This is a genomic window from Rothia sp. HMSC071C12, assembly GCF_001813895.1.
Taxonomy (GTDB): domain Bacteria; phylum Actinomycetota; class Actinomycetes; order Actinomycetales; family Micrococcaceae; genus Rothia; species Rothia mucilaginosa.
This window is the reverse complement of record NZ_KV814371.1, coordinates 4,439-20,985: the sequence shown is the minus strand read 5'-3', so window position 1 is coordinate 20,985 and position 16,547 is coordinate 4,439. Positions and strand designations below refer to the sequence as shown.

14 protein-coding genes are annotated in these 16,547 nt (G+C 60.4%); all 14 read left to right on the top strand.

The features are described from left to right. Window positions 1-22 precede the first annotated feature (22 nt). A complete protein-coding gene (locus HMPREF2942_RS03470) occupies window positions 23-670 on the top strand; it encodes a hypothetical protein (protein WP_012903445.1) in 648 nt (215 codons plus the stop codon). 87 nt (window positions 671-757) lie between these two features. After that, a complete protein-coding gene (locus HMPREF2942_RS03465) occupies window positions 758-1,333 on the top strand; it encodes an HIT family protein (RefSeq protein WP_049350129.1) in 576 nt (191 codons plus the stop codon). 493 nt (window positions 1,334-1,826) lie between these two features. Further along, window positions 1,827-3,005 (top strand): hypothetical protein, encoded by a 1,179-nt coding sequence (locus tag HMPREF2942_RS03460; RefSeq protein WP_070688397.1) that lies wholly within the window; start codon window positions 1,827-1,829, stop codon window positions 3,003-3,005. 78 nt (window positions 3,006-3,083) lie between these two features. Next, complete coding sequence (locus tag HMPREF2942_RS03455) at window positions 3,084-4,367, top strand: Mur ligase family protein (RefSeq protein WP_070688396.1); 1,284 nt, start codon at window positions 3,084-3,086, stop codon at window positions 4,365-4,367. After that, window positions 4,367-5,134, top strand: coding sequence for a type 1 glutamine amidotransferase (locus tag HMPREF2942_RS03450; RefSeq protein WP_070688395.1), 768 nt, complete (start codon window positions 4,367-4,369; stop codon window positions 5,132-5,134). Before HMPREF2942_RS03455 ends, HMPREF2942_RS03450 begins: the two co-directional genes overlap by 1 nt. Before the next feature lie 133 nt (window positions 5,135-5,267). Next, complete coding sequence (locus HMPREF2942_RS03445) at window positions 5,268-6,026, top strand: YebC/PmpR family DNA-binding transcriptional regulator (RefSeq protein ID WP_070506196.1); 759 nt, start codon at window positions 5,268-5,270, stop codon at window positions 6,024-6,026. Window positions 6,027-6,306: 280 nt separating this feature from the next. After that, window positions 6,307-6,996: a crossover junction endodeoxyribonuclease RuvC gene (ruvC, locus tag HMPREF2942_RS03440; protein ID WP_070643479.1), complete on the top strand. Its 690-nt coding sequence runs from the start codon at window positions 6,307-6,309 to the stop codon at window positions 6,994-6,996. 214 nt (window positions 6,997-7,210) lie between these two features. Further along, window positions 7,211-7,831, top strand: a complete 621-nt coding sequence (gene ruvA / locus HMPREF2942_RS03435; RefSeq protein ID WP_049350132.1) for a Holliday junction branch migration protein RuvA — start codon at window positions 7,211-7,213, stop codon at window positions 7,829-7,831. A 171-nt stretch (window positions 7,832-8,002) separates the two neighbouring features. Then, a complete protein-coding gene (gene ruvB, locus HMPREF2942_RS03430; RefSeq protein WP_172855776.1) occupies window positions 8,003-8,989 on the top strand; it encodes a Holliday junction branch migration DNA helicase RuvB in 987 nt (328 codons plus the stop codon). 366 nt (window positions 8,990-9,355) lie between these two features. Further along, the gene (gene yajC / locus HMPREF2942_RS03425; RefSeq protein WP_070688394.1) at window positions 9,356-9,715 is read left to right on the top strand and encodes a preprotein translocase subunit YajC; all 360 of its coding nucleotides are present in this window, start codon (window positions 9,356-9,358) and stop codon (window positions 9,713-9,715) included. 99 nt (window positions 9,716-9,814) lie between these two features. Then, complete coding sequence (secD, locus tag HMPREF2942_RS03420; protein ID WP_070629820.1) at window positions 9,815-11,506, top strand: protein translocase subunit SecD; 1,692 nt, start codon at window positions 9,815-9,817, stop codon at window positions 11,504-11,506. A gap of 2 nt (window positions 11,507-11,508) precedes the next feature. Further along, complete coding sequence (secF, locus tag HMPREF2942_RS03415) at window positions 11,509-12,708, top strand: protein translocase subunit SecF (RefSeq protein WP_070688393.1); 1,200 nt, start codon at window positions 11,509-11,511, stop codon at window positions 12,706-12,708. A 281-nt stretch (window positions 12,709-12,989) separates the two neighbouring features. Then, window positions 12,990-15,467 (top strand): RelA/SpoT family protein, encoded by a 2,478-nt coding sequence (locus tag HMPREF2942_RS03410; RefSeq protein WP_070688392.1) that lies wholly within the window; start codon window positions 12,990-12,992, stop codon window positions 15,465-15,467. A 443-nt stretch (window positions 15,468-15,910) separates the two neighbouring features. Then, the coding region (locus tag HMPREF2942_RS03405) for a type I restriction-modification system subunit M N-terminal domain-containing protein (RefSeq protein ID WP_246824343.1) at window positions 15,911-16,547 on the top strand (637 nt) is incomplete at its 3' end.

Genomic DNA, 16,547 nt, shown 5'->3' with positions numbered 1-16,547 from the left:
CATACTCTGTTAGGACACGTTCGTGGTACCTAAGTCCACTCTGGGCGCGCTCGCTCTACTCGGCGCGCTCTCTCTCACCGCGTGTGCACCCGCACCGAATAACGCCTCCGCAAGTGCGGTTGTTGACCCCGCAGCTTTTGAAACCGTCGAGCCTAGTGCCGTTTCCGCCCCCGGCGATGACAGCACCGGAATTAAGGCGGCGGTTAATGCCTCGCATGACCCGTCGATTCACCCGGCTGCGACCCAGCCCACTGAGACCCCCGCGCCGGACAACACGAGCAACCAGGAGCCTGCCGCATACACCGCGGCGCCCATGCCTTCCTCGGCAGCCGTTGCGCGCTCGCAGAAAATCATGGACGGCACCTGGGTTCAGCAGGACTCTACCAACCTTGAGAACTACATGGACGCAGTCATTCACGACGGCATTATCGAGGTCACCTACCACCTGAACCACGAAGAGCTGGCAACCCCCTTCTGGGCTGGCACTTTCGAGGCGAAGACCGGCAACTTCAGCTACATTTCGCACGTGGACCACGCGAAGCTGAGCCACGCACCGTACGCCTCCGATAAGGAAACCAAGGAATTCGTCATGGAGGACGGCGTGCTGAGCTTCCCCATGACCTTTGAGGGTGCCACCCGCATCATTCACCTGGAAAAGCAGCACAGCTAAGCGCGCTGCCGGGGGAGTTATCTCATATCTGGCACGCATGACGGACGGGGCGTTCCCGTTGCCGCGTGCGGGCTATAGAATGGGACTATGAGCGAGAACACGACCCCCGAGCATGGCACCGCAGCCTCGGTGCAGGATTCCTTCGAGCTACCCAGCGCACCGGACCAGTTCCAGCGCCTGTGGACCCCTCACCGCACCGCCTACGTGAGCGGTGGCCAGAAGGACTACACCGAGAAGACCTGCCCCTTCTGCACCGCGCCCAGCCGCAGTGACGAAGAGTCGCTGATTGTGCACCGCGGCGAGCATGCCTTCGTGATTCTCAACCTCTACCCGTATAACCCCGGTCACCTGCTGGTCTGCCCGTACCGCCACATCCCGTTCTATGACGATGCGACCGAGGCAGAAACCATGGAGATTGCGCAGCTGACGCAGCTTGCCATGAAGGTTCTGCGCGAGGTGTCGCATAATGACGGCTTCAACATTGGCATAAATCAGGGCAAGGTTGGCGGCGCGGGCATTGCTGATCACCTGCATCAGCACATTCTGCCGCGCTGGAGTGGAGACACGAATTTCCTGCCGATTATCGCTCACACCAAGACTATGTCCCGCACGCTGGACGATATGCGTGTGGCCATCGCGGAGGGGTTTGCCCGCCTCAGCTAGATGGCGTGGCTCATCCGTCAGATAGTCCGGCTGAGCGGCTTGGTGATTTTGAAATTTTGCACTAATTGCTTCAATTTGCCAGCTAGTGCACAGAAATTCTGCGTCATAAATGCGCAGATTGGGCAGTCGATGCGTATTTGAATGATGTTATGTCCATTGGATATGGCAAAGTTTTAAATGCAGCGACGCTTCGGGGAAGCTTCCGGCTTCCATGAACACCGCATAGCTCACCGAAAAATAGCGGTCACCGATCGCTTTCGGGCTTGGCAGGGTAAGCGCCCTGCCTCAACCACAGAGGTCAGCGCCTCAGCTGAGAACCCACCCCGTCGTGCGTGAACGCACGGCAACACTGCGGGGGTGCGGATCAGCGTGAAGGACGCTGGCCTCTTTTTTGTTTTCCGAGGATGTGCGCCTGTACTGAACGCCTGAGGATGCGCCAGGGAAGTTGTATAGAGAACGCCAGAACTTGCCAGACCCGCTAGAGTGGAATGCTATGGAGTACCCCAACCTGCTTGAGACTGCTTTTGACGAGTTTGCTACTGCGCCTGCCGCCGGTAATTCTGCAGGCACGCCGCAGCTGCTCATCTGGAGGCAGGTCCGCTGGGCCAACCGCCGCCCGCTCATTGAGGTGGAACCGGTCGTGCCCGGAGGGGTCGCTGAAGGAGCTCATAACCGGGCATCTCAAGCGGCGGGGGCGCCCCATATGACGGGGGAGAGCACCCCTAACCAGGAAAGAAGCCTCGCGCAGCCTGGCGTTCCGAGCGGGGTTCGCATCCAGATTCCGTTGACCCCCGGCGCCTACCTGGGGTTGCGCATTCCGCGCGATAGCGAAGGGGAGCTGTACCGCTACTGCGCAGGCTACACCACCGGCACGAGCAATGACGCCGCCCCCGAGGCTGGGGGAGCCTCCGCCGGAATCCGCCGCGTACCCTGCCCCGAAGGCACCCGCATCCACCGTGGCCAGCAGTGCCCGCGTTGCACCGCCCGTGACGAATTTACCGCCCTGCACAGCGCGCACCTGTACCCCGGAACGCTCACCGAATCCATGCGCGCCTACGCCATGCTGGAGCATCGCCTCTACATCGCGACCTTCCCCGACGGCACGCACAAGGTCGGCACCAGCTCCCTACATTCGACCCCGCGCCGCCTGGATGAGCAGGCGGTCGCCACCGCCACCTACATTGCGCTCGCACCCGACGGCCTTGCCATTCGCCGCGCCGAGGACGCCGTGACCGCCCTCGCGAAGATTCCGCAGGTCAAGCAGATGGCGAGCAAGTACCGCGCCTGGACGAACCCGCTGCCCGGCGCGCAGCTTCGCACCGCCCATCAGGAGGCGGTCGCCCGCGCCCGCGAAGCGCTCGCCGAACTGGCGCGCACCGAGCCGGAAGTGCCACTCACCGCCCTGGATGAGCCGTGGATTCCGTCGCTCGCCATGAACCGCCCGTACGCAGCTCTGCGTGCGCAATCACCCGAACCGCTGGCACCCTGTGAATCTGGTCTGGAGAGCGGGGCAGCTGGCTTCTTTTGTACGGGCGCGGCGGGTCAGTTTTTGAGCGCTCACACCGGCGATGCTGACGCGGCGTTCCTGGTGAACACTGCCGCGTGGCGGAACGTGCTGGTGGAGCCGGCGCAGGAGTTCACGCGGGTGAGGGTGCAGGGCTCGCTGTTCTAATACCGCCGTCTGCCGCCCCGTCCGGCATGAGCGAACGAGCCGGGCGAACCATTCAGCCGCTGGCGTGCGTGTACTAAAATGGAAAGCATGTCCAAACCCCTCATTCGTCTTCTCGGCCAGGGCGTACGCGCCGCGACTAAGCTTCGCGGCGGCGGCTCCGCCTTCCCCGGCCTTGTCATGGAAAAATTGCACCCCGACTTCGTCGCTGAAGAGCTCGCGAAGCTGCCCTACGGCGTGGTTGTTGTCTCCGGCACGAACGGTAAGACCACCACCACGAAGATGGCTGTGCAGCTACTTGAAGCTCAGGGTCTGAAGGTTTTCACTAACCGCACCGGTTCGAACTTTGTGCGCGGTGTCGCCGCGGCCCTGCTGGGCGAGATGACCCTCGGCGGCAAGCTTGACGCTGATATTGCTGTGCTTGAGCTGGACGAGGCGCACGCCGTGCACTTCGTCAAGGCCGTCAAGCCCGATTACGCTCTGCTGCTGAACGTTCTGCGTGACCAGCTGGACCGTTTCGGTGAGATTGACACGACCCGCCGCATGCTGGCGACTGTCGCCTCCGCAACGACCGGCACCGTGGTGCTCAACCGTGAGGATCCGCGCATCCGCTCCCTCGCTGAGAACGTGCAGCCGGGCGTGACCGTCAAGTACTACGGTCTGGATGAGTCCTTGCGCTCGTACTTCCCCTCGGACGATGAGATGCGCGGCGGCACCGTCGCGAAGGCAACCCTGCCCGATGCCGACGTCACCCTGACCGCGTTCTCCGGCACCTCCGCAACCTTCGACCTGGCGGGCGTGGAGCGAGTCGGCGAAATCAACCTCTACGGCATTTACAACATCTTCAACGCGGCAGGCGCTATGGCGCTGACCCGCGCCGTCATGGGCGAGAAGCTCAACGAAGATAAGCTCATCGCCGAGCTGGCGAAGATTACCCCCGCCTTCGGTCGCGGTGAGACCCTGAACGTGAACGGCCGCCCGCTGCAGCTGCTGCTGGTGAAGAACCCGAGCGGTTTCCGCCTGTCCCTGGCGAGCGCGAACGCTGACGACTACGCCACCATGATTACGATCAACGACCAGTACGCTGACGGTCGTGACGTGTCCTGGCTGTGGGATGTTGACTTCGACAGCTTGAAGAAGACCGGCGTGCAGATGGTTTCGGGTGTGCGTGCCTGGGATATGGCGCTGCGTCTGGAGCATGACGGCGTGAAGGTTGACGATGTTAACGAGAACCTCGCCGATGCGCTCAAGGGCTTCATCGCCTCCAGCGGTAACGCGCCCATGCGTATTTTCTGCACCTACACCGCAATGCTGGCTCTGCGTGAAGAGCTCGCAAAGATCACTGACGTTGAGAGGGTCTCCTAATGACGGCAACTCACACTTTTGAGGGCACCCCCGCCTCCGGCCCCAATAACGGTAAGACTCTGCGTATTCTGCAGCTGTACCCGCTCGACATGAACATTTACGGCGACTGGGGTAACACTCTGGCGTTGGCTCGTCGCGCGCAGGCGCACGGCTTTGACGTGCAGATTCTGGACCACAACCCCGGTCAGCCTTTCCCGGAAGATGTTGACATCATTCTGGGTGGCGGCGGCCAGGACTCGGGTCAGTCCGTGATTCAGGATGACCTGCACGCGAACGGTGACACGCTGCGCTCGCTGGCTGAGGCTGGCGTGCCGATGCTCGTCATTTGTGGCCTGTACCAGCTGTTCGGCAAGGAATTCCGCACCCGTGAGGGTGAGGTGCTGAAGGGTATCGGCATTTTTGATGCGCACACGGTCGGCGGCGATGACCGACTGATCGGCAACATTGTTGAGGAGTCTGAGGAGTTCGGCACCGTGATTGGTTTTGAAAACCACTCGGGCCTGACTTACCTGGGTTCCGGCTGCACCCCGCTGGCTACCGTCACTAAGGGTGAGGGCAACAACGTGACCGATGCGTATGAGGGTGCGCGCGTGCACAACGTGATTGGCACTTACCTGCACGGTTCGCTGCTGCCGAAGAACCCGAAGATTTCGGACTACCTGATTAAGCAGGCGGCTCAGCGTAAGTTTGGCGAGTTCACGCCGAACACGATTGACGACTCGCTGGTGGAGAAGGCGCGCGCTTCGGCTGCGTCCCGCCCCCGCTAGCCTATTCCTGGCGGTGGCGTGCACTTTCTGAGGTGGTGTGCGCCTCCGCTACGGTATAGTTGATTGAGTTATAGTACAGTGCGCGGGGCGTTTCGCCGTGTCCGTGCAGAGGTTTTGACTAAGGGAGATACGAATGTCCGGTCACTCTAAATGGGCGACTACTAAGCACAAGAAGGCTGCTATCGACGCTAAGCGTGCGAAGGCTTTCGCGAAGTTCATTAAGGCAATTGAAGTTGCGGCACGTATGGGTGGCGCTGATATTGCTGGTAACCCCGCTCTTGACCTGGCTGTGTCGAAGGCGAAGAAGAACTCCGTTCCTAACGACAACATTGACCGCGCAATCAAGCGTGGCGCTGGCCTGACCGGTGAGACCATTGACTACACCGAAATCATGTACGAAGCACGCGGCCCGCAGGGTACCGCTCTGTACATTGAGTGTCTGACCGATAACCGTAACCGTGCAGCGTCTGAGGTTCGCCTGGCTGTGACCCGTAACGGCGGCACCATGGCTGACCAGGGTTCGGTTGCGTTCCTGTTCGAGCGTAAGGGCGTTGCTGAGGTCACCAAGACTGACGGTCTGACCGAGGACGACGTTCTGATGGCTGTTCTGGATGCAGGCGCTGAAGAGGTTCTGGACGAGGGCGATATCTTCACCGTTGTTTCCGCAGCGACCGACCTGCCCGAGATCCGTAAGGCACTGGACGAGGCTGGCCTGGAGTACAACAACGACGACCCGGTCTTCCGCCCGACCATGCAGGTTGACCTGGACGCTGAGGGTGCTAAGAAGTTCATGAAGCTGGCAGATGCTATTGAAGAGCTCGACGACGTTCAGAACGTCTACTCGAACGCTAACGTCTCTGACGAGGTTATGGCAGAGCTGGAAGCTGAGTAATCATAGCTGAGTAATCACTCGGGTTCTGATATCTGATGCTTGAAGAAGCCGCTCCTTTAACCGAGCCGCCGTAGGGTGGCTGGTTGGGGGAGTGGCTTCTTAGCGTCTTGGGGCTATTTGGGGGATGCGCTGGGTGCTTTTCGCGGGGCGCACGGTGGCTGTACTTGTGGTGACTGTGCTCGTTATGACCGCGCTCGTGGCACGCCCCGGTGCCGGGTGCTAGGATTCTGAAGGGCTAGAATCTAGAGATTCTAGAGGGAGTTTGTCGAAAGGGGAGATGATGGCCGCCGCTCAACCTGCCGCACGCGATAGCATGCGTGAGAACCATGCTGCCACCGCCGTGGAGCGTGTGCCGGGTGCAACCCGCATCATGGGTGTTGACCCGGGCCTGACCCGCTGCGGCTTCTCCATGCTCGACATGACTGCCGACCGTAAGGCGCACTTCGTGAACGTGGGTGTTGCCGGCACAATCCCGGCGGAGTCCCTGGACCAGCGTATTCTCTGGATTTTCAACGCCGCCTCCCACTGGCTCGACACCTACAAGCCGGATGCCCTGGCGATTGAGCGTATCTTCGCTCAGGAGCAGGTGAACACGGTGATTGGTACGGCGCACGCTTCGGGCGCGGTGATTTCTGCTGCGGCGATGCGCGGCGTGCCGGTGTTCTTCCATACCCCCTCGGAGGTGAAGGCGGCGGTGACCGGTAGCGGCCGCGCGGACAAGGCGTCGGTGGGCCGCATGGTGACCCGCATTTTGGGGCTGGATTCCATGCCGAAGCCCGCTGATGCTGCTGATGCCCTGGCGATTGCGATCTGTCACGGCTGGCGTGGCGGTGGCATCGGTTCGGGCATTAACATGTCCGCTCAGACGCAGACTCACCAGGGTTCACGCCCGGCGCAGGCTCGCCGCGGCGGGTCGTTGACTCCGGCGCAGCGTGCCTGGATGGAGGCGGAGGCGCGCGCTCGCCGCTAGAGGCGCATTCGTGGGCTTTTTCGTACCTCTTGCTGGCTCGCATGTATTCGCTAAGAAGTTCGAATATATGCTTGATTTCAGAAGAAATATTCTAATATACTTGTAGTGTCTCCCCGTTGAACTGGGGGAGTGCGTTCTGTGGGTGCCGGAGTGTCCGGTGCCCTCACACTGCCGCGAGCCTGATTCGGGGCGCGGTGTTGAAAGGTGGAGAGAAATGATTGCATCCCTGACCGGTCGTGTGGCTCAGGTGGGCCTTGATCATGTGGTGATTAACGTGAACGGTTTCGGCATGCTCGTGTACGCTACCGCGCGTACTCTCTCCAAGTTGCGCACCGGTGAGGAAGCTACCGTGCTGACCACCATGATTGTGCGTGAAGAGTCGATGACTCTGTACGGTTTTTCGGAGCCTGCCGAGCGTGAAGTGTTCGATATGATGCTTTCGGTTTCCGGTATTGGTCCGCGTATTGCTCTGGCGGTGTTGAGTGTTCACACTGCCGCTGAGGTGGAGCGCGCCGTGGCGACCGGTGACGATAAGGCGTTCACGAAGGTTCCCGGTATTGGCCCGAAGGGTGCCCGCCGTATTGTACTGGAGCTTGCCGGCAAGCTGATTCTCAGCGATGGTCAGACTGATGAGCTGCCGCTGAGCCAGGGCATTGTCTGGAAGCCGCAGGTGCTTGACGCTCTCACCTCTCTGGGCTGGAGCGAGAAGGACGCTTCCGCCGCTATTGACGCTTACGTGCAGCACAACCCTGCCGCAGAGACTGAGCCGGTGGGTGTGGCTCTGCGCGGTGTGCTCGCCTCCTTGGGTACTCAGAACACGGTGGGCCGCCACTAAGCGGTGCGCCCTGTTCGACGTATCCCACTCAAACTTTTGTGAAAGAAGAATTCTATGAGCCAGAATCCCTATGAGCCGCAGCCCGCGGCGTCCCTGGTTTCCGGCGGGTATTTTCCCGGTCAGGTGCCCGGCACTCAGGCGTCTTCAGCTCCCGCCCAGCGCCTGGTGGCGATGGAAGAAGAGCCTGAAGAGAAGATGATTGAGGCAGCACTGCGCCCTAAGTCCCTGGACGACTTTGTGGGTCAGCGCCGCGTGCGTCAGCAGCTGTCCCTGGTGTTGGAGGCTTCGAAGATGCGTGGCCGTAGCGCCGACCATGTGCTGCTGTCGGGCCCTCCCGGTCTGGGTAAGACCACTCTCGCGATGATTATTGCGGCAGAGATGGAGGCGCCGCTGCGCATCACCTCCGGCCCGGCGATTCAGCATTCGGGTGATTTGGCGGCGATTCTGTCTTCGCTGACTCCCGGTGAGGTGTTGTTCCTGGATGAGATTCACCGTATGAGCCGCCCGGCTGAGGAAATGCTCTACATGGCGATGGAAGATTTCCGTGTGGACATTGTGGTCGGTAAGGGTGCGGGTGCGACTTCCATTCCGCTGGAGCTGCCGCAGTTCACTCTGGTGGGTGCGACGACCCGTGCGGGTCTGCTACCCGGTCCTCTGCGTGACCGCTTCGGCTTTACCGGTCACCTGGAGTTCTACTCGGTGGAGGAGCTGGAGCTGGTGCTGCGCCGTAGCGCTGGTCTGATGGATATGCAGATTACCTCCGAGGGTTTCACGGAGATTGCCGGTCGTTCCCGCGGCACGCCGCGTATTGCGAACCGCCTGCTGCGTCGTGTGCGTGACTGGGCGTTGGTGAACGGCGTGGACCGCATCAATGCGACCGATGCCGCAACCGCGCTGGACATGTACGAGGTAGATTCGCGCGGCCTGGACCGTCTGGACCGCGCCGTGCTGGAGGCGCTGATTCACAAGTTCGGCGGTGGCCCGGTGGGTCTGTCCACCCTCGCCATTGCGGTGGGTGAAGAGACGGAGACTGTGGAGACGGTTGCCGAACCGTACCTGGTGCGTGAGGGCCTGATCGGTCGTACCCCGCGCGGTCGTGTGGCTCTGCCCGCGGCGTGGGAGCACCTCGGCTTGGAAGCCCCGGAGATTCAGCTCTAGATCCGTATCAGCTTTAGGTCGGCACCAGCTGATAACACTGTAGTAGCCCGTAGGAGGCAGTAACCTCCCGCGGGCTTCTCTGTGCCCCCGGTATCTCTTCTGCAGGGGCGGTAGTTCTTCTGCAGGCGCGGCAAGCTCTTCTACCGGTTCTGCAGGCTCCATCGAGCTCTGCCCGGCTCTGTCGGCGACATAAAATTACGCCGAGAGAGTCCAAAACTCAGGTTAACCTCACAAAAACGCTGGTTCGGGGCGCTAAAGCTCATGCTCTCGCGTAGGATGGATACGTACTGTATCTACGATTCCACACCTTCTGGTACGCTCAACCCTCGCGGTGAGCGGCACGGGTGCGGATGTGAAAGTGAGACCATGGATTTTAACCTCCTGATTATGATCGCCATGATGGCGCTGCTGGCATGGATGATGTTCTCCGCCCAGAAGCGTCAGCGTAAGCAGATGGAGGAACTGCGCGCAATGCAGCAGTCTCTCGTCCCCGGCACCCAGGTGATGACTGGTTCCGGCATCTACGGCACCGTTGTCAGCACTGACCTTGAGAACAACAAGCTGCAGCTTCAGATTGCGGACGGTGTTGTTATCACCCTGGCACTGAACGCGATTATGGCCGTCGTTGAGGAGGAAGCCCCCGTAGCGCCCCTGACCGAGGACGTGTACGAGGCTACCGCATCCGAAGCTCCCGCTTCCGATACCTCTTCTGATACTGCTAAGTAATTCAGCGCGTATGAGCCCGGCGCCCAGTGAGCGGCGTCGGGTTTTCGCGTTACGGAATCTGTAGAACACTCAATACTATTCACACGAAGAAGGAACATTATGGCTAAGCGTTCACCGCTTGCAGCCGCGCGAGGGGCGCTCCTCTCGATGGTCCTGCTCATGGTTGTTATGGCTGCCGGTATTTTCGGCACCACCTACGCGGGAGGTTCTTGGGCACCGAAGCTCGCCCTGGACCTTTCGGGTGGTACTCAGATGATTCTTTCTCCGAAGGTCAATGGCTCTTCGGATGAGAACGTCTCCCAGGAGCAGTTGAACCAGGCGGTTGAGATTATTCGTCAGCGCGTTGATGGTGCCGGCGTTTCGGAGGCGGAGGTTACCACCTCCTTCGGCTCGGGCAATAACGTGGTTGTTTCGGTTCCCGGAACGATTAGCGCTGAGACTCGTCAGCTGATTCAGGCGTCTGCAAATATGACGTTCCGCCCGGTGCTGCTTTCTGGTGCCGGTACTGCGGTGGCTGAGGATGCCCGCACTGCGGACGATAAGCTGCCCAAGCCGTCTGCGGAGCCGACTGACGGTTCGGACCGCAACTGGATTACTCCGGAGCTGTACAAGCAGTACGAGGCGAAGGACTGCACCGCGGCACGTAATGAGGATGCCGATAGTGCTGACCCGACTAAGCCGATGGTGGCGTGCTCCACTGACGGTCAGGAGAAGTACATTCTGGGTCCTGTGGAGCTGAGCGGTAGCGATATTTCTACCGCAAGCCACTCGCAGGAGACGAGCGGTCAGGGCGTGACTACGGGCCGTTGGGCTGTGAACATTCAGTTCAACGATGAGGCTCGTGAGAAGTTCCAGAACATTACTTCTCGCCTGAACGCGATTCGTGCGAAGAACGCAAATGATCCGCGTGCCCGCTTCGCAATTCTGCTGGATGGCAAGGTGCTGTCTTCCCCGGTGTCGCAGGCAGTGATTTCTGACGGTAAGCCGCAGATTACCGGTAACTTCACCGAGCAGGAGGCGAAGGCTCTCGCCGATCAGCTCAAGTACGGTGCCCTGCCGATTAGCTTCACGATCCAGTCGGAGCAGCAGATTTCTGCGACCCTGGGTTCGGAGCAGCTGCGTGTGGGTCTGCTGACCGGCCTGATTGGTCTGCTGCTGGTGTTCGTGTACTCGCTGTTCCAGTACCGTCTGCTGGGTTTTGTCACGATGATGTCGCTGATTGTTGCAGGCATCATTTCGTATGAGGCGATTGCGCTGCTGGGTTGGGCGTTGAACTACCGCCTGTCCCTGGCTGGTGTGGCGGGTCTGATTGTGGCGATTGGTGCTACGGCTGACTCGTTCATCGTCTACTTTGAGCGTATCCGTGATGAGATCCGTGCGGGCCGCACGATCCCGTCGGCGGTGAATCACGGTTGGCAGCGTGCATCCCGCACTATTTTGGCGTCGAAGGCTGTGAACCTGCTGGCTGCTGTGGTGCTGTACGTGGTGTCGGTTGGTTCGGTGAAGGGCTTCGCGTTCACCCTTGGTTTGACTGCGATTGCTGACCTTGTGGTCGTGTACCTGTTCACCCATCCGATGCTGACTCTGCTGGCGAATACTCGTTACTTTGGTGAGGGTCACCGCCACTCGGGCTTGTCGCCTGAGTCGCTGGGTGCTACGCCGCTGTACCGTGGTGCCGGTCGCCTCCGCAGCCCGGGGGAGAAGCAGCTGAGCATTGCTGAGCGTCGCCGTGCAGAGCGTGCCGCCGCTGAGGCTGACGAGTCTGCTTCTGATGAGAAGAAGGAGAGCTAAGCATGGCTACCGATGTGAAACCTAATGCTTTTGCCCGCTTCGGTAATGACCTGCATTCGGGTGCCCGCTCGTACCCCTTCGTGGGTAAGCGCCGCCTGTGGCTGCTGCTTGCGGCTGTGCTGATGGCGGTTTCGGTTCTGATTCCGGCTATTGGTGGCGGCTTCAACCTGGGTATTGATTTCCGTGGCGGTTCGGAGTTCGTGGTCTCGAAGACCGCGCACGTTGATACTGCTACGGGTGAGCGCATTATTCACGAGAAGGCGAAGGACGCTTCGGATGTTCGCGTGACCAATATTGCGCCGGGTACGATTCGTGCCCAGATGAGCAAGCTCAGCGATGATGAGACTCTGCAGGTGAAGGCGGCTCTGCAGGAGGGTTACGGCGTCTCTGAGAATGACGTGACCTCTTCGTTTGTGGGCCCGACCTGGGGTGCGGATGTGACCCGTCAGGCGTTCTGGGGTCTGGTCGCGTTTGTGGTGCTTGCGCTGATTGGTATGGCGTTCTACTTCCGCACCTGGAAGATGTCGCTGGCGTCTATTGCGGGCCTGTTCTTCACCGTGGTGGTGACGGTTGGCCTGTACGCCGCGTTCGGCTTCGAGATCACTCCGAGTGCAATTATTGGTTTCTTGACGATTCTGAGCTACTCGCTGTACGACTCGGTGGTGGTGTTCGATAAGATCCGTGAGAACACCGAGGATGTGCTGGAACGCCGCGACACGACCTTTGCCGAGCAGATTAACCTGGCGGTGAACCAGACTCTGGTCCGTTCGATTAACACCGCTATTGTGGGTGTTCTGCCGGTGGGCGCGATCTTGTTCATTGGTGCGTTCATCCTGGGTGCGGGTACTCTGCAGGACCTGTCCCTGTCGCTGTTCGTGGGTATTCTGGTGGGCATGTTCGGTACGCTGTTCGTGTCTGCGCCGCTGTATGCTTCGCTGCGTTTGGGTGAGCCTCAGATTCGTGAGCACACCGCGAAGGTGGAGAGCGGCAGCTTCAAGGACGCTGAGGATGCTGACGAGGCCGATGCTGAGGGCTCGGAGGAGCCCGCCGAGGCTTCTAAGCCTGAGAAGTCCAGCAAGTCTGCGGACTCTGCCGACGAGGCGACCGATGCGGACAACGCAGCCGAGAAGGCAACCGAGAAGCCCGCTAAGAAGCCGGCACGTGCAACCATTGAGATTCACCGCGTGAACCTGAACGGTTAGCCAACGTTCCGCCAGCGCTACTGGCGTTACTAACGATAGGGGAGTCGATACCGAAAGGTGTCGGCTCCCCTTTAGCGTGCCCGATTATTTCCTAAACAACGCGCTCTGGTGTGTTAAAACGTCGCATAGTTTGGCGCGTTCCAGACCGCTGGGTAGGATAAGAAGTGAAGATACTGTGCGCTCGCGTTTGAGCCTGCTGATGGCTGGTTTGGCCGGTATAGCCCTCAACGATGAGGAACCTGAGTGTGCGGCTGATTATCTTGAGTCCGAAGGAGCCTGGAATGAGTGCAGAACCTGCCGTGAACACCAACGCTGAGAACCCTGCAGGGACCGCCGAGAAGCCCGCGGTTCGGCCCGCTGGCCCGATTCCTCTGCCTGAAACTGATTCGTCTGACGCAAAGAAGAAACGCGGCTCGCACCGCGTCATGGCTGCTGGCGGACGTGTGCCGAACCGCCTCGTCTTCGGTAGCCGCAGCAGCACGATGGAGGCGTCCGATTCGCACGGCGGCACCATCCGTTTCTCCCCGATGATTGCGCCGGTCGTGCGTGCCGTGCGCCGCTACCACCCGGATGAGGACATTCAGGTGCTGCAGCGTGCCTACGAGGTGGCGAACCGCTGCCACGAGGGTCAGAAGCGTAAGAGTGGCGACCCGTACATCACCCACCCGGTCGCCGTGACTGCGATTCTTGCGGAGATGGGCGCGACCGGCCCCGTGCTCGCCGCCGGCCTGCTGCATGACACGGTGGAAGACACCGACTACACGATGGAGCAGCTCACCGAAGAGTTCGGTGAGGAGGTCGCCTACCTGGTCGACGGCGTGACCAAGCTGGACAAGATGACCTACGGCGAGAACGCCTCCATCGAGACAATCCGCAAGCTTGTGCTGTCCATGAGCAAGGACATCCGCGTGCTGCTCATCAAGCTTGCCGACCGCCTGCACAACGCCCGCACCTGGCGTTTTGTGCCGCAGGCTTCTGCCGCGAAGAAGGCAGAAGAGACCCTGAAGATTTACGCGCCGCTTGCGCACCGCCTGGGCCTGAACACGATCAAATGGGAGCTTGAGGACCTGTCCTTCGCCGCCATGAGCCCGGAGATTTACGCCGAGATGGTGCGCATGGTCGGCGAACGCACCCCCGCGCTCGAAAAGTTCCTGAATGAGGCGCGCACCAAGATTACGGAGCGTCTGAAAGAGGTGGGCATCGACGCGACCGTGACCGGCCGCCCCAAGCACTACTATTCGATTCATCAGAAGATGAAGACGAAGGGCCGCAGCTTCGACGAGATTAATGACATCCTCGCCGTGCGCATCATGGTTGAGGAAGAGGCGGAATGCTACACCGTGCTCGGCCATGTGCTGTCCCTGTGGCCGTCGATGACCGGCCGCTTCAAGGACTACATTAAGAACCCGAAGAACAACAACTACCAGTCGCTGCACCTGACCGTGTACGGTCCGGGCAACCTGCCGCTTGAGATTCAGATCCGCACCTACAAGATGCACGAAGAGGCTGAGTACGGTGTGGCGGCGCACTGGCGCTACAAGGCGGCATCGCGCGGCGAGAAGGTCGCGGCTCGTGGCGGCGCGCCCGCGAAGGACCCGAAGGAGCCGGGCACCCAGACCTCGGCGATGATGAACGTCGGCATCCTGCAGTCCATTGCCGAGATTTCGAACTCCAACCCGGAGTCAGAGAAGTTCTACGAGTCGCTCGCTGACACCCTCGACACCGACGAAATCGTGGTCCTCACCCCCAACGGTGAGGCGATCGCCCTGCCCAACGGCTCCACCCCCGTGGACTTCGCCTACGCCATCCACAGTGAGGTCGGCGACCGCACCGTCGGTGCGAAGGTCAACGGCCGCCTCGTGCCGCTGCACACGGTCCTGCCCACCGGCGCGACCGTGGAAATCATGACCACGAAGAACGAAGACGCCGGACCCAGCGAGGACTGGCTGAAGTTCGTTCGCTCCTCACGCGCTCGCACGAAGATCCGCCAGTACTTCGCGAAGGAACGCCGCCTGGAGGCGCTGCTCGCCGGCCGCGAGATGCTCACCAAGAGCATGCGTAATAGTGAGCTGCCGCTGCAGAAGATGATGAGCCCGGAGATCATGACTCAGGTGGCTCAGCTGCTGCACAAGAACGATGTGGCGTCGCTGTACCGTGCGATTGGTGAGCACGAGATCGCGCCGAAGCAGGTCATTGACACCCTCGTTGAGGTGCACCGCGGCGACGAGCCGGCACCCGAGGTTGAGGTCAGCGACTTTGACGAGACGCTGCTGAAGTCGACCCGCAAAGCGATTGGCGATAACGGCGTGGTCGTGCCGGGTGCTGAGGGTGTGCTGACGAAGATTGCGCGCTGCTGCACCCCGGTCCCGCCGGATGACATTATCGGCATTGTGACCCGTTACAACGGCATTTCGGTGCACCGCCGCGACTGCCCGAACATGCGTAACGCCGACGAGGAGCCGCGCGTGACCACGGTCGAGTGGGCGTCTTCGCCGACTGCTACGTACCGTGTGCAGATTCAGGTGGAGGCGCTGGACCGTAAGGGCCTGCTGAGCGACCTGATTCGCGCGATTTCTGAGTCGGGCGTGAACATCCTGGATGCGCGCGTGCACACCTCGGAGGATCGTACCGTGGTGGACCGCTTCGCCCTGGAGTTGGGTGACCGCTTCATGCTGGAGCATGTGCTGAACGTGGTCCGTAACGTGACGGGCGTGTACAAGGCGTACCGCCTGACCGGCGCGAAGCCCTCGGAGGCGTAGGCTCTTTAGAAATATCCTTCATGTGTTGATTTTGGGGTGCTGGTTTTTGTACTCTGGAGTTAACCGTTCGGCCCGCTACTCTTGATGGAGTAGACGGGCCGGATTTCTATTTTCTGGTCTTTACATTGAGAAGCCACATGTGTTTCGAAAAGCCACTTCTTTGGTGGCTTCTCGAAACACATGTGGCTTCTCGCCGTTTACGGGGAGGGGTGGTGGAGGCTCAGCGGTGACGAACTGGCGAGTGCAGGGTCTGGGGAACCCGTATACTGAAAGAGTTCGCGCCGCCGGGTACGAAATGGCTTGTGGAAGCTACGAACGCTCCCACCGAGTACAGCATCTAGACCCGCGCTGGCGCATGTGTACGACCGGGACCGCACGGGTCCCGAATGTTTGGCGTTTCTTCGATTGTAGAAACGATTACTGATGAGAGGTTGACCGCCCCTATGACGACGCAGTCTACGGATTCTTCCGCTACTACTGACGAGCACCGTAACCGCAACGCTGAGCGTGCGCAGCTGCACTCTACGATTTGGCGTATTGCGAATGACTTGCGCGGTTCGGTAGATGGCTGGGACTTTAAGCAGTACGTGCTGGGTATGCTTTTCTACCGTTATCTCTCTGAGAGCCAGGTGCGCTTTGTGGAGAAGAAGTACGGTTTGGATCAGGCTTTTGAGCAGATTCCTGATGAGGCTTTTGACGAGGATACTCGCCGCATGTTGGTGGAGGAGCGCGGCTTCTTGCTGCTGCCTTCGCAGTTGTTCTCTGTGGTGCATGCGAAGGCTCGCCAGGACCAGAACCTGAACGAGACCCTGGCGAACGTGTTCAAGGCGTTTGAGGAGTCGGCGCGTGGTACCGAGTCTGAGAATAACGTGAAGGGCCTTTTTGACGACTTCGTGCTGGACTCGAACAAGCTGGGCGTGAGCCCGGCGGCTCGTCACGAGAACCTGCTCAAGCTCATGGACGCTGTGGCTGACATGAACCTGGAGAAGGGTTACGAGGATAGCGAGAATGACGCTTTCGGTGACGCCTACGAGTTCCTGATGGGTATGTACGCGGCGAATGCGGGTAAGAGCGGCGGCG